Source organism: Pseudoalteromonas sp. SWYJZ12 (genome assembly GCF_015864395.1).
Lineage (GTDB): Bacteria > Pseudomonadota > Gammaproteobacteria > Enterobacterales > Alteromonadaceae > Pseudoalteromonas > Pseudoalteromonas arctica.
Genome location: NZ_JADYXH010000007.1, coordinates 1 through 15,049 on the forward strand (window position 1 = coordinate 1; position 15,049 = coordinate 15,049).

Annotated in this window: 12 protein-coding genes and 1 tRNA gene; 3 read left to right on the forward strand and 10 right to left on the reverse strand. The window is 34.9% G+C overall.

Going from position 1 to position 15,049, the window contains the following annotated elements; genetic code table 11:
• From I6F42_RS10320 to I6F42_RS10365, 10 genes are all read right to left on the reverse strand, one after another.
• Window positions 1-689 (reverse strand): GDP-mannose 4,6-dehydratase (locus I6F42_RS10320; RefSeq protein WP_197152059.1); only part of this gene is annotated, 689 nt, incomplete at its 3' end.
• A 104-nt stretch (window positions 690-793) separates the two neighbouring features.
• A complete protein-coding gene (locus tag I6F42_RS10325) occupies window positions 794-1,837 on the reverse strand; it encodes a glycosyltransferase (RefSeq protein WP_007582302.1) in 1,044 nt (347 codons plus the stop codon).
• On the reverse strand, window positions 1,815-2,933 hold the full coding sequence (locus I6F42_RS10330; protein WP_007582304.1) for a glycosyltransferase: 1,119 nt from the start codon (window positions 2,931-2,933) through the stop codon (window positions 1,815-1,817). The genes I6F42_RS10325 and I6F42_RS10330 overlap by 23 nt, the downstream gene beginning before the upstream one ends.
• A 17-nt stretch (window positions 2,934-2,950) precedes the next feature.
• Complete coding sequence (locus tag I6F42_RS10335) at window positions 2,951-3,826, reverse strand: glycosyltransferase (RefSeq protein ID WP_197152061.1); 876 nt, start codon at window positions 3,824-3,826, stop codon at window positions 2,951-2,953.
• Window positions 3,819-4,985, reverse strand: coding sequence for an O-antigen ligase (locus tag I6F42_RS10340; protein ID WP_007582309.1), 1,167 nt, complete (start codon window positions 4,983-4,985; stop codon window positions 3,819-3,821). Before I6F42_RS10340 ends, I6F42_RS10335 begins: the two co-directional genes overlap by 8 nt.
• Window positions 4,986-5,009: 24 nt before the next feature.
• Window positions 5,010-5,945, reverse strand: a complete 936-nt coding sequence (locus tag I6F42_RS10345) for an exopolysaccharide biosynthesis polyprenyl glycosylphosphotransferase (RefSeq protein ID WP_007582311.1) — start codon at window positions 5,943-5,945, stop codon at window positions 5,010-5,012.
• A gap of 117 nt (window positions 5,946-6,062) precedes the next feature.
• Window positions 6,063-7,031 (reverse strand): Wzz/FepE/Etk N-terminal domain-containing protein, encoded by a 969-nt coding sequence (locus I6F42_RS10350; RefSeq protein WP_007582313.1) that lies wholly within the window; start codon window positions 7,029-7,031, stop codon window positions 6,063-6,065.
• 114 nt (window positions 7,032-7,145) lie between these two features.
• Window positions 7,146-9,824 (reverse strand): SLBB domain-containing protein, encoded by a 2,679-nt coding sequence (locus I6F42_RS10355; RefSeq protein ID WP_197152062.1) that lies wholly within the window; start codon window positions 9,822-9,824, stop codon window positions 7,146-7,148.
• Window positions 9,825-9,946: 122 nt separating this feature from the next.
• Window positions 9,947-10,735, reverse strand: coding sequence for a YdiY family protein (locus I6F42_RS10360; protein WP_197152063.1), 789 nt, complete (start codon window positions 10,733-10,735; stop codon window positions 9,947-9,949).
• A 188-nt stretch (window positions 10,736-10,923) separates the two neighbouring features.
• Window positions 10,924-11,742 (reverse strand): mechanosensitive ion channel family protein, encoded by an 819-nt coding sequence (locus I6F42_RS10365; RefSeq protein WP_010554133.1) that lies wholly within the window; start codon window positions 11,740-11,742, stop codon window positions 10,924-10,926.
• 284 nt (window positions 11,743-12,026) lie between these two features.
• On the opposite strand from I6F42_RS10365, the gene I6F42_RS10370 reads away from it, so the two are divergent.
• The 3 genes from I6F42_RS10370 to I6F42_RS10380 all read left to right on the forward strand — a co-directional run bounded on the left by I6F42_RS10370 (window position 12,027) and on the right by I6F42_RS10380 (window position 15,043).
• Window positions 12,027-12,102, forward strand: a tRNA-His gene (locus I6F42_RS10370).
• Between the two features lie 481 nt (window positions 12,103-12,583).
• Window positions 12,584-13,909 carry a surface lipoprotein assembly modifier gene (locus I6F42_RS10375; RefSeq protein ID WP_197152064.1) on the forward strand — a complete coding sequence of 442 codons (1,326 nt, stop codon included), beginning with the start codon at window positions 12,584-12,586 and terminating at the stop codon, window positions 13,907-13,909.
• 12 nt (window positions 13,910-13,921) lie between these two features.
• A complete protein-coding gene (locus tag I6F42_RS10380; RefSeq protein ID WP_197152065.1) occupies window positions 13,922-15,043 on the forward strand; it encodes a FecR domain-containing protein in 1,122 nt (373 codons plus the stop codon).
• The last annotated feature ends 6 nt before the right edge of the window (window positions 15,044-15,049 follow it).

A 15,049-nucleotide genomic window follows, 5' to 3' on the forward strand; every position in this document is an offset into this window, starting at 1 on the left:
TCTCTAATCTGATCACCTTTACCATAAATAGGTAAGTCTTTACCTTCTAGCGCATTAAGTATTACTAAAGGTATTAATTTTTCAGGAAAGTGGTATGGCCCATAATTGTTCGAACAATTAGTTACGATAGTAGGTAATCCATACGTGCGCAGCCATGCTCGAACTAAATGATCACTCGATGCTTTACTTGCAGAATAAGGGCTACTTGGTGAATAAGCCGTTTGCTCGGTGAATAATGGAAGATCACCTTCTTGCTCGTCGGGGTGTGGAAGGTCGCCGTAAACTTCGTCAGTTGAAATATGATGAAACCTAAACGATTTTTTATCATCGTCATTTAATGTATTCCAGTATTCACGAGCCGCTTCTAATAGATTATAAGTGCCTACAATATTAGTTTGTATAAATTCGGCCGGTCCAGTAATTGAACGATCAACATGACTTTCAGCAGCCAAATGCATTACTGCATCTGGTTTATGTGTTTTAAAAACACGATCGAGTTCAGTACGATTGCATATATCAACTTGCTCAAATACGTAGCGGCCATCATTAGCAACCGAATTTAATGATTCTAAATTACCAGCATAAGTTAACTTATCGAGATTAATAACTGAATCATTAGTGTTTTCTACAATGTGGCGAATTACAGCAGAGCCTATAAAGCCCGCACCGCCAGTTATAAGTATTTTCACTACACACCCTAATATATTTGATAAAACTAGGTATATTAACTATCTATTAATACCTAACTTAAAATTTTAATTTGCATTCATTTAAACTAATTGCTTGAGTCTTGCTAGCTATTTCGCAAGCGTTGCAGAGATGAATAATAAAGCTCTATAACATCTTCTAAATCTAAGTGGCTGACTAAGCTTTTTAATTGTTCTGTATCTACACACATATCGTCAAGCGAATCTATAGCGTTTACCAAGCTATCGATATCACCCACTGGGTAAATACTACAGTTTGGATAGGGCCTACGTAATACATCATCCTCGTAACTGACTCTTAAAATTTCTGCAGGGCCCGTTTTACAATTAGTAGTTATAATAGGAACCCCTAATGCAAGAGACTCGACTAAACAATTAGGAAAACCTTCAGTTTCTGATGCTAATAGCATGGCTTCTGAGTTTATAATATATGGATATGGATTACTTGAATGCCCAACAAAAAACACTCTATCTTCTATGTCTAATTTTTTAGCTAATACTATTAAATCCTCACGAGTGTCGCCATCTCCAACTATTACTAAATTCTTTTTTTTATTGCAAGCTTGTAAAGCCAGTAATATATCTTTTATTCTTTTTGATTCAACTAGGCGCCCTACTGAAATCAAAAAACTTTGAAATGGAACTGGGCTGACATCTTTAGAAGATAGGTCTTGATAATCCTTTAAATCATGTGGATTGTATATTTTCTCAATGTCATTTCTAGATAAAAATACCCTTGCTTGTCTCTGCATTTCTTCAGATATGCACACAATACTACTCGCTTTTTTATAGGCTAAGCGAATGATATATGCATTTCTACTACGCTGAAGCCTTTCAAAGCTACTGTGACAGACTAGCTGAGATTTATACCTCATAAAAATAGATAAAAAAGAATTAATAATATTTGGATACAACAAATGAGATTGAACAACATCAGGTTTAAATTTTAAAACAAGGTAAATAAACTTAAAAAAACCTGAAACCTTCCAAAACTTACTTGCTGAACTTTCTTTCAAATACAGGTGCTTAATTTCACAACTGCTATGCTTTGTAAAACCATCAACGAGACTATTAAAAACTTTTTCGGCACCTCCGCCAGAGGCGGAATTAGTTAGAAGCAGTATTTTCATCAGTGCAACCTGTCTTGTAACTTTGTAAATATTCTGAACACATTCGATCTAAACTAAAATCTTTTAATAGCTTCTTATATTGCGCTTGAATAATTTCCTCTCTTAAAGTTTGAGATTCAATTAAGTTACTAAATATTTCTTGCATCTCTTTATCATTATTAAATAAAATATATTCAGATACCGTAGGGTCAAGAATCAAACTATGCGCTGGAATATTTGATAGTAAAATAGGTAGTTTAGCAGCCATTCCTTCTAGCACAGAAATTGGCAACCCTTCTTCTCTAGATAACGATAAAAAAACATCTGACGATACTAGTAGCTCATTTATATTTTCAACTTTGCCTAAAAATTCAATAGCAGTATTATCTCCGGCTAAACTCGAGACCTCGGCCTTAAATTGCTCACTTTCTATACCGCCTGCAATTGAGAAAGTGAACCGATAATCAGGGTATGATTTATTAAGGTATTGAATAAGAGAACTTAAACGATCATAACCTTTTCTGTATTTGACATTCCCTACCAAAACTACTTTTATATTTTTAGTTAATAGAGATTTTTCTTTTACTTTAAAGTTAGAAATATCTACTGAGTTTTCAATAACTTTAAACTTGCTTCCAAACGCCTGTGTAAACCTATCAATGTCTTGCTTCGAAACACCAACAATCACATCAGCGGCTTTATTAATAAAAAATTTATGTACTCTACCAATAAGGCGGTTTAAAAAACCATTCCCATAATAAAAGTCATATGAATTTCTTAAACTTACAACGTAAATAAAATCTTTTTTTATAAGGCCAATAAAAATTAAAAAAGAAAAAATTAAATCAGCACCTTTTAGCTGACTCTGGATCGCATCAAAATTTTGACCTTTTAAGTATTTTGGTATCGCAAATATAGACTTTAATGCACCAACAAGTGGAGAATTAGCATCTGTTATTTGAGTCATTTCCCTACCATTCCAAAAATTCTTTTGAACATTATTGTGGTTCCATAAAAGGGCGACCTTACCCTGAACAAACTTACGGTCGACCATTCTACGGATTGATGCTTCAGCACCACCAACTCCATTTGAATTTAATAAATAAAGAACTTTCATATATTCCTTAAAATGAATTAGTTAAACTTTGCTAAAAAGTTTTTTAATGAAAATACTAAACTTCCTAAAAAGGAATGTTTAAGAAAAAAATAAATGGCTCTTTTCGATTGTGAACTAGACAAAAGAGCAACCACCAACCAAAGGGGGATTTTTTGCCCTCTATTTACAAGATCATTCAGCAACCAGAATGTTACTTTGTCTTTTAGATACTCAGCATGTTTACTTAAAAACTGTATAGCACCTGTTGCAGTTTTAGTGCCCGTTGTAATTCTTTCTCTATTTGGATCCACATTTACTTTATATAGTTTTTTTCCCAGTTTTAAAAAAGGCTTATTTTGAGCCAAAACAACGCGAAACCAACAGTCATAGTCCTGCCATGCAACCATTTTTTCATCAAAAGTATTATTTTTCAAAGTATCTAACTTTGTAAATACTTGGTTCCCTACGTAATTTTTTTCAACGAGATCAAAGTGTGTATACTCAGTTTTATTTAAATCAAACCTGTTTGAGTGCACCCCAAAGATAGAATAATCAGCACAAAGTAATGCATATCTATCATTCCAAGCTGCAAGGTAACTTTGAATGCAATCGGGTTCCATTATGTCATCATCGTCTAGCCCAGTTATAAAGTCCCCTGAGGCCATATCAATAGCACGATTCCTTGCATTACATGCCCCTTTAGGTTGCTCATTAACTAAGAATTTTAGCCTATGATCTTTATTTGCAATGCCTTCTAAAAGAGAAATAGAGTCTTCACACTTCCCATCCAAGGCTACTATCACCTCAATATTAGTGTGTGTTTGAATAAGAACCGAATTGAGTGATCTATTAAGGTCAGTAGGACGATAGTGAGAGGGAATATATACACTTACTAATTGTTCTTGATTAGACACGTTTTTCACCTAAGTTATATACAAATGGAACTACTAAAAAAAGTATCCAGTATGGGTATACCCACATTTCATTAGAAATTGAGAGAAAACAAAATATTATTATTAGGTATCTATTAGCTCTTTTTTGCGTATTAAATAACATATATGTAAAACCAGAAATAATAAGCGTAAATAACACTACCCCATGATCTACTAATATAGCTAACCATCCATTATGAGGTTGAACATAACGCATACTTAACTCGAGTAAACTCCTTACCCCTGTTATCCCATACCCTAATACCGGTCTTTCGTAAAACCCATCTAGAGCTAATCGCCACATAACTAATCGCTGAGAAAACGTTGATAAGTGTTCGAAAAGAGAGAAAGCAATTACAGCTCCGAACAAAATGAAAGCAATGAAACCTATGTTGAAAATCACTTTAATTTTTAATTTAATAAACATTAGCCTAACTAATAGGAGGGCACTGATTAATAAAACAGTCTTTGAACCTGAAGCAAAAAGAGTAAGCAAACATACTAGTAGTAGAGCTCTATTAAAAATAGTTTTTTTTATATTAACAATAATATAAATACTAAAAACCATTAGTAGTGAAGTATAGTTTGGATCATGTGCATAACCTGATGGCCTTACACCTAGTAACGATAGTTTATCCTCAAATGCTTCACCGGAAGAACCTACCGATACAAATGGCAAATCGCCAATTATAGCTTGATACAAGCAAGAAAGAGACAGAAAAAAACTAGATAAAAGCACTGAATTTATTAATACTTTACTATTTAAATATTTTTTATTTAGAAAAAAATAAATAGCTATTAGAAAATTATATATATACAAAATAATTACATTTTTATATACGGCAGTATTCTTATCAAGAGCAGAAAATTGCCAAGCGATTTGATCTTGAATCACTATTATTGTAAGTAATAATGTTAGTAAAATAGCGCGAGTTGGTACTGCCCAATCATTAAACTTTACTTTTACTAGCACAGCAAGAATCAAGCTCGAAATAAAAAACGGGAAAACTAAAAACCGAATATCAAAACCAAGCGAAAATGTTCGGTTATAAATCGAGAAAATTAAAATGCTTATAAATATTGCGCTTAGAGATCTATTTAAGCCTAATTTATTTTTTTTAACGGCTTCATGAAGCTGCATTTATTGATCTAACCCTGCATGTTGTTAGCGGCCCATACCAAAAATTACTGTTTTAATTGTAAGCATAAGTATTTTTAAATCTAATATCGTAGAATGGTGCTTAATATAATGAATGTCGTATTTATGCTTCCAAATAGCGTCTTCCAGTGACGCGCCATATGGGTACCTAACCTGTGCCAAGCCTGTGACACCAGGCTTTACTGCATGGCGGAAACGATAATATGGAATTTCCATTTCAAGGTCTTTAATAAAGATCTCTCGCTCAGGCCTTGGGCCAACTATTGACATACTTCCCTGTAGAACATTTATTAGCTGAGGTATTTCATCAATACGTGTTTTTCGAATGAATTTTCCTACTTTTGTGATTCTTACGTCATTTTCACTAGCCCATTGAGCACCATTTTTTTCAGCATCACTACGCATAGACCTAAATTTATAAACTTTAAACTCTTCATTATATTGGCCTGTTCTTTTTTGTTTATATAAAATAGGGCCTGGGCTTTCTAATTTAATAAGTAAAGCAGCCATTAATGAAAGCGGTAACGTTATAAAGAGTAAGAATATAGAACTAACTACATCTAAAACTCTTTTGGTTATTTGAGTTCTTTTATTCGATAAAATTGAAAATGCTTTTTGATGTAAAAAGTAACTACTGTGCAACAAATGTACTTCTGTGTACTTTAACCTACCGTCTAAATAACTGACTAATGGTTCTACCCATGCACCACTCTCAGTTGCCCTTACTAGAAAGTCTCGTTGCTTATCTGTTAACTGCGCACTTCTGTAATGGCATATAACTTTTTCAGTAAAGTCGACTATTGAGAAGTCATTAATTACAAGCTCAAATGAATGTGCATTAATAATTTCTACAATATTAGAAACACACTCATCTGGGCAAAATACATATATTTTATTTTGCTTTAGTGCTTCTTTTTTTGATTTAAAACTCTTAGTAAACAATTAAAAATTCCAATTTGTCTAATGCGTCAATAAATATCTTGTTACTTATGATTCAAAGTTTAATCATCTAAAGTAATGTTTATTTAAAATTTATTTATAGTTTTAACCTAATCTGACTTATTTTATAGGTTTACTATTTCCCTGTTTAATAAAATATCTCACTAAGACAAAGACACAGCTAATAAAAAAACCTAATATAACCCCTACCAAACAAATCAAAGCTCTTTTCGGTTTAAACTTTTTCTCTGGCACTATAGCTGGATCAATTGTTTTGAAAACATATTCATCTCGTACATTAGCGAACATAATAGTTTTTGTTTGCTCTTCTACTAATTTATAAAGTACAGCACGAATATCAGCAATTTTGGTTTGTTGTATTTGTGACATTAAGAAACTAGTACTTTTATTTGCTTCGACTACATCGCGCTGTTTCATAGTTGAGTTTATTTCTTGTATTAGCCAATTTACCCATTGCTCTGCAATATATGGTGATACATGCTCTACTGAAATAGTCACCATACCATTTTCTTTATTTGCATTTGTAGAAAGTACTTTTGTAAACTCTTTGTAAGCTTCTTGCATTGAAGGTTCAGCCTTAAAAGGGGGTTCAACTTCACGAACCCATTTAGCGTCACTTTTTAAATAAAGGTCTCTGTTATAATTTATTGTGTTATTTTGACTATTCCACGATTTTGCGGCCATTAAGTCAGGCAATATATTATATTTTTTAATAAACTCGCTGGTAAATTTACGCGATTGCAACACTTCAAGTGCCATCTGAGTTTTATCTACACCACCGCTACCTAAACTAACACCTGCTAAACTAGCCAAACCGCCAAACTGACCAGCTAATGCTCCTAGTCCTCCCTGCTGCTCTTGCTCTGCAGGTGCTAATAAAGCTTCTGATTTATAAATGTTAGGCTGATTAATCGCATAAAAAACAGACGTCACTGCAAATAAAATGGTTATTACAATAATAATCCATTTCCCTTGCCAAATAGCAGTAAGCAGTTCTCTTAAGTCGATTTCGTCATCAGCAATCATAGGCTTATTTTTATCTGTATGATTATTTGAGTTATTATCCATTTACATCTCATATTTTTGCTATCAGCTATTAAAATAATTTTAATAGCGCTAATACAAACTTAAGCTAGAAATACTTTCATTCTGCTTAAGCTGTTAGGAAAAACTTGCTTTTTATTAAATACCGCTAATAGCAGCAACCGCTACACCTAGTTGGTACATAATCTGCGTTGCAGTACTCCAAAGCGTTAGCTTATCCATATGCCCTGCATCCATTGGTATTACTATTGTGTCGCCTGGTTCTAACTGATCAGCATTATTTGCTGCGAACCAGCCACCTGTGTTTGGTATTTTCACTGAACCATTGGCTTTAATAATGTAAATTCGATCTTCAGCGGCACGCTCTTTAAGGCCACCACTCAAAGCAAGATAATCATCAACACTCACCCCAGTTTTGTATAGGTGCGATGTTGAGTAATTAACTTCACCAATTACGCTAATTGAATCACGCTTGCTTGGTACGTAAAGTGTATCGCCATCTTGTAATACTAAGTTTTGTTGATTATTTACAATTAAAGGTAAATCAATTACTAAACGTCCTACAGCTTCAACACTTGCGAGGTCGTTTAACAGCTTGTTCATTTCTTCATATGAAAGTGTGCTACTGCTTACAGAGTTTTGGAAGCTCTTAGAAGCTATATCACGGCGAAGCTCTGTAGATAAACGTGCTAACTGCTTTTCCTCTTGCTCTTTAATCGACGTACGGGTAAATACAGCTGCTTTTTGCTCTGCAAATTTTGAAAAACCACCCGCGCGTTCAAGTAATTCAGTTAGCGTTTCTCCTCGGCGTATGGTGTAAGTGCCCGGAAATTTAAGCTCACCTTTTAATTCTACTTTTACGTTTTCTTGCCAATTTGGAATAGCGAATACGTTTATGCTGTCTTTACTTTGTAATGTAATATTACTTTGAAGGTCGCCCTTCATGGCGCTTTCAAGGTCAAATCGTAAGTGTTCTATTTTAGAACCATCGCTGGCTACAATACGTGTAATTTCAGCTTGTTTTACGTAGGCAGACTCTAACAGGCCACCGGCTGCTGTTATTAAATCACTTACCTCACCACCAATCATTAGTGGATAAATACCAGGGAAAGTAACGTTCCCGCTAATCTCAACTAATTGCATAGCTTGCTGCACTGATGCTTGCTGCTTAAATTTAGCAATAATTGGCGCTAGTAAGTTATGGCGGCTAAATAATGCGTAATCTTCAGGTTTGAGTTCTTGGTCTTCTTCTTCTTTTGCTTTACGTTTAGAAATTTCAGCAATTGTTAGTATTTTATTGTCTTCAAGAACAAGCTCTTCGTCTTCTTGATTAACGCCAATATATTTTTCGAATTCTTTTTGCTCAAACTTATGCCATTGCTCTGCTTTTTGTTGCTGCTCTTGTTGCTCTTGGCTAAGAGCCATATTTGCTAGAGCTGATTGTTCTGCTTCTTTTTCTTCAAAACGGCTGAATACAACTATTTTGTCATTTGCTTGAAGCTGTATATTATTTTCAGAGTTTTTAATAATAGCTTGAGCAACATCGAACTGATGTGCTTCTATATCGCCGTTTATATTTATTTCGCGGATTACGAGTCCATAGCTTAAATCGGCTTGCGGTAGTAAATCACCACGTACTGATTTAAGTACATCTGAAATGCGCTTGCCTTGATGCCACTGATAATTGCCTGGGCGCGCTACAGCACCAATTAAGCTAACTGAATTTTGATATTGCGAACTAACTGAATTAAAGCGAATACGGTCGCCATCTTGTGGAATATAGTTAATTTGCGATTTTGAAAAATCTACCGATAGCACTTCTTTACGATCGAAGTTAAAGCGCTCTACAATTGCGCTTTTGGCATATGCATTTGGTTTAAGGCCTCCGGCCATTGCTAATAACTGCTTAGCAGACTCACCTTTTTTAAGTTCAAAGATAGCTGGGCGTTTAACCGCACCTTCAACTCTTACTTGAGCGCCAACTGATGGAATAAATACAGCATCGCCCGGCTTTAATACGATATCGTTACTGCTATCGCCATTAATAAGTAAGTCGTAAAGGTCAAAGTTTGCAACCACGTTGCCTGCGCGTTTAACTTGAATATTACGAAGAGAGGCAATGTCAGACACGCCACCGCTTACGAATAATGCGTGCGAAACGGTTGTTAACGAAGAAACACTGTAGCTACCCGGCTTATACGCTTCTCCTAGCACTAAAATACGCATGCTACGAAGTTGGCCAAGCGATATAAAGGCTTTTACACCAATAACTTCCTGCTCTACTTTTACTTTTATTAGTTCTTTAATTTCAGCAAAGGTTAAACCAGCCACTTCTACAGGGCTCAGATCAGGAATACTAATACGTCCTTCACGGTCAACTATGACTTCAAAACTGTCACTTTCTTTACCATAAAAGTTAATTTTTAATTGATCGCCGGGGCCTACAATATAAGTATCGGGTACTGCGGCATTTTCGCTTGGCATAAATGTAGTGGGTTCACCTGCAAACAACTCATAACCATATGGTTTTAATTCGTCTGCTTTTGGTTTGAAGCGTTCTTCATCTGTTAGCTTTTCTTTTTCTGGCTCTGCGCGCTCGCCAATACTGTTTTGTTGTTCTGTATTATTTTGATTATTGGATTGGTTTGTACCGGTGATCGTTGAAACATCAACACCATACTGCTTAGCAAGCGCCTCTTGCTGAGCTTTTGGCAGCTTTTTAAATTGCTCAATTTGAGATGCTGTTGGCGTAAAAGCCAAAGTACTAAAACTACAAAGTAGAATAAAAGCACTAATAAATTGTGTAAAAACTTTCACGAGTAGGTATATCCCTAGGTCTACAACCAAAATTGGTGGCTATAATACCTTAATTTTGAGCAAATAAAAAAGGGACTTTCGTCCCTTTTGTCACTTTAGTGTCATTAACTTAGTTACATTGGTTAAAAACTGTAAACCAGAGTAAATGATGTTTCTGTGTCAGTGCTTTCTTTGTCGTCAGCAACATCTGAGTTGTTAGTGACATTAAAAGCGACTTTCATTTGTAATGAGCCGTTTATTTTTGCAAGCAATGCAGTTTCTGAACGAGTTTTAGTGTTTGTATCACCATACTCTACAGCAACTAATTGAGTAAAACGTGCACTCTCAGAAATTTGCCAGTTGTAATCTAATTTACCTAAGGCAATTACTTCGCCTTCAAACTCGCCAGCAAGAGAGTTACCGTTATCATCAATTTCAGAGCTGTCATCTGGGTATTCAAAATATTTATAACCAGGACCAACTTCGGCACTTAACCACATTGTTTTTTCGTTTAATAAACGTAGACCATAACCTGCAGAAATTACTGACTCACTTCTATATGCTCCAAAATAATCTGAAACGTGTGAACCATAAATGAATAGATGAGAATGATCTTCATTTAATTTGTAATTACCTTGCGCAGAAATAGAGTACTTTTCATTAGTACGCTGCTTGTTTTTGTCGCCGTTAGCATCTTCAACTTCATCTTCTTTGTAAATGCCATCTAGTTTATATTCATTGTTCCATTGTTCAAGGTTGTGCTGAACCTTAATACCACCTTTAAGCGTGGTTGTTTCTGTATTACCGCTTGTGATAATAGCGCCAAGCTCACTGGTAACTTCCCACGTTTTTTGTTCTGTGTCTACGTCTGCAGCAAATGCGTTAGTTGCAGCAGAGGCTGCAACTAAAATTGATAAAAGCTTTAATTTCATTAAAAAATAACCTTTGTATAAAATGTGTATCTATTTTATTAAACCGCTACTTGTAAGAGCAAGCAAAACAACTCATTAATTACGTTAAAAATTTTCATGCAGAGAACTCCACATGAAAATTTTATATTTTTGAGTAGCTTTACTACTGCAACAATTAAGACGAGCTTTAATTAAATAGGTATTTAAAATTAGTCTTGCTTGTGAAAATGAACATCCATTTGTGGAAATGGGATTGCAATATTTGCATCATCTAATGCAATTTTAATGTTTTCCATTAATGACCAGTAAGTAGGCCAGTAATCTGCAGCGTTAACCCAAGGACGAACAACAAAGTTTACGCTAGAATCCCCTAACTCATTTACAGCTACGGTATAAGCTGGATCTTTAAGTATGCGTGTTTCTGCATCTAATACAGACTTCAATACTTCTTTAGCTTGACGTAAATCAGCATCGTAACCAACGCCAATAACTAAGTCGATACGGCGAGTAGACTCACGCGAGAAGTTAGTAATAGCGCCTGACATTATTTGAGAGTTTGGTACGATGATTACTTTATTATCTGGAGTACGAAGTTCAGTTGAGAATATTTCGATTTTCTTAACAGTACCCATTTTATTACCGGCTTCAACAAAGTCACCAGACTTGAATGGGCGAAGTAAAATAATAAGTACGCCTGATGCGAAGTTAGATAATGAACCTTGTAATGCTAAGCCAACAGCTAAGCCTGCAGCACCTAAAATAGCAATGAACGAAGTTGTTTCAATACCAATTTGCGAAAGTGCCATTAAAATAGTAACAGCAAATACAAGTGTGTACACAATGCTTGAAACAAACGACCCTACAGCTTTATCTACTTTCTTTTTAGCAAAACCTTTTTCAGTTAAGTTAGAACAAAACTTAGCGATACGACTACCAAGTAAAAAGATAACAAGCGCAACAACAGCTTGTATACCGTAGTGTAAGATTAGGCCTGAGTTATCGTTAAGCCAATTAAGTACTGAATCCATATTTACTCCAAATGTTTTTTATTAAGCGTTTTCCGAGCATTATTATACATTAATTTACAATTTATTCTCATAGAATAATGAATTAATACTATTAAAGTCGCCTATATTCGATTTTTCGCGAAGGTTATGCGACAATATGTTACCTAAATCCCCGTAAATACTAGCTGTCCAACACTGATTAAATTTGTTTATTTAAATTATTTTAATTTATTTCACTTTTAGACTTCACAACATTTATTATTTTATGTATTATGCGCGCCACACCAAACAAGGTGTGTGTAGTGGCGGTTGTAGCTCAGTTGGTAGAGCCCCGGATTGTGATTCCGGTTGTCGCGGGTTCAAGCCCCGTCAATCGCCCCACTTTTTCTCCTAGAAATACCCTTATTTATATTTTAATAATTCCCCTAAATTATATTTTTTAATATTCTATACAGCATACCCAAGCTTTGTTACCCAAATTAATTAATATTTTAAGCTAAATTAGTTTATCAGCAACCCCTCCCCTTTAATTAGTTTAACTTGAAGATTTATTAGCAAGTATTTAGCCTGCAATTAAATAACATTTATTTAACCAATGTGATTACATTGGCTGTACTTAAGTACAAAAAGTGCTAGATTTCTAGTACTAATACCAACCTGCATAAATATTTGAGCAACTTAACGAATTAAATTTCACTAAAACGTTGTTAAAAATTTTTTATTTAGAACAATTAGATACAAAAATTTTCGCCTAGTTCTAGCGTGATTTTCTTAACGTTAAATAGACCTCACATATAAGCAGATTGGTATAACATCACTTTATTACAAAACATCAAACTTCCTATGGGATATAAAATTAAGCATGATTAAACAGCTTTTAAGAAATTTACTATGTAGTTATTTGGCCTTAATAAGTTTTAGCTCATTGGCTCAAAGCAATGATGAATATGATAATCTATTGATTGAACTGCAAAAATTAGTTTCTGAAAAGAAATATACTCAGGCTTACGAAAAAAGTAACAGTGAATTTCAATACCTAGGTGAGCCTGTTTATGATTTTTTACTTGGGGTTTCTGCGCTTAAAACAGGAAATGCGGCACCTGCTGTATTTGCTTTTGAACGCGTGGTTGAAAACAACCCTAGATGGTATGAAGCTCGCTTGTACTTAGTTCGTGCTTATTTAACCGTTAATAATTTACCTGCTGCCGATACCCAAGCTTTAATACTGATTAACTCACCTAATACACCTAATAACATAAAGTCTTCAGCACAGTCCTTACTTGATACAACCACACTTAAAAAGCAAGAAGCTGGGCGTTCTTATAAGCAAAATATTGAGCTTGCACTTGGCGTTGATGGCAACGTAAATGCGGGTACGGCAGAAAATACGATTATAATTCCTAATATTGGTGAATTTTTATTATCGCCAGAAAGTAAAAGTACGCAAGACAACTATGCGCGACTAAATTACAGAGGAAAGTACTCTCACCCTATAGATCAAAAAAGTTTAATCACTTTAAGCGTTAATACCGGGTGGTACAAGTTTGCAGAACTCAGCCAATACGATCGTATAAATGCGCATATTAATGCTGCCTATCAATATAAACAAAATGACATAAGTTGGTTTGCACAAGTATCGACGACTCCATTAATGCTTGATGGCGATCTTTATCGTACTGAATCAGCTTTAACAGCAGGTGCTAGTTATAATCTGAATAAACAAGTTAATTTATTTAGCTCTGCGACTGCGGGTGTTTTAAACAATAGATTTGATGAAAAGCTCAATAATTCGTTTTATGCAATAAACGCAGGAGCTAGCTATGCAACTAAGCAATGGTTTCAAAGTTTAAGTGTTAACGCTAAAAATGAAGAAGCCGATATTACTGAAGGTGAATTTAATAGCCGTAATATTACGAGTTTGTACTACCAAGTGAACACTCAACTAGCTCAACATTGGCAGTTGTTATCTCTTGCTGGATACCAATGGATTAATTATAAAGATGATCACCCTTTATTTTTACAAGAACGTGCCGATAACCTCTTTATGCTCTCAACGTCTGTTCGCTACTTAGTTAATCGTGATTTAGCAATACAGTTGGCTGCCAACTATCAAGATAAATCCAGTAATATTTCTTTATTCGAATATGACCGTTTAGATATCAATTTAAGCGCTTCTTACTCATTTTAATTTAAGGTATTTATGAAACATTTACTCCCTGTAATTACCACTTTACTTTGTGTAAGTTTTTATACACAAGCAAACTCCCCTGCTGGTAAAACTATTTTAGCGCGAGGCTCTGTACTAGCGGTTGATGGAAGCTCTGAACAACAACGGCAGTTGCAGCGCAAAGATACCGTTTTTGGTGTAGATCGCATTACGACCGGAGAGAAAAGCAAAGCGCAATTTTCGATGTTGGATGGTGGTTTAATCGCTTTAAAAGAAAATTCAGAACTCAATATTACTAACTATGAATTTGATGATAATACCCAACAAGGTTCTGCTTCTATTGAGTTACTTAAAGGTGGTTTACGCTCTATTTCGGGTGTGATTAAAAAAAATGGCGGCTCTTATAATGTAAAAACCCCCGTTGGCTCTATTGGTATACGTGGAACACATTTTGAAGTTCAGCTCGTTGAAGGCAATGTGTTTTTAGCTGTATGGGATGGCGCAATAGATTTAACTTTAGAAAATAATAGCGTGGTTTCTTTGGGTGATAACGAGGCATTTTCGTTTGCACAAATTACAGCCTCTGGTGAAGTATTAAAAACGACGCGTGCGGCACGTGTGTTTGATCAAAATATAGTAACGATCCACCCTAAAGATGACAACGAAGAAGAGACTGAACAAGCATCTGTAACTGAAGTTGAAGTAAATGCTTTTGAAGCAGATACAGATACTATGGATATATATTCTGAACAACAATTTCAAACCGTTAGCAGCGCATCTTTAGTCGATCAAATAGCTCAGCGCCAAGGTGTATTTAACTATGAAGCATCAAGCTTTAATGTGAATTCGAGTGTGGGTGCTGTTACTGACTTTGCTATGACTATGGCTGTTGATTTTGATAATGGCACAGTGCCTGATGGCGAAATTAGTTTTAATGACGCGGGCGGAAATTGGTATGCGGCTTACAGCGGTTTAATAAATTTAAGCGAACTTGACCTAGCCGTTACATTTGCATCCCATGGCAACAATAAAGCCGAGGGCGATGTTGATGCAATATTTTTGAATGACTTAGACAACATTACTGGCAACTTTAATCTTAACGAAATAAATAATCCTGATGTAAATGCTAGCGGTTCATTTAAATTAGAACCATAAACACAT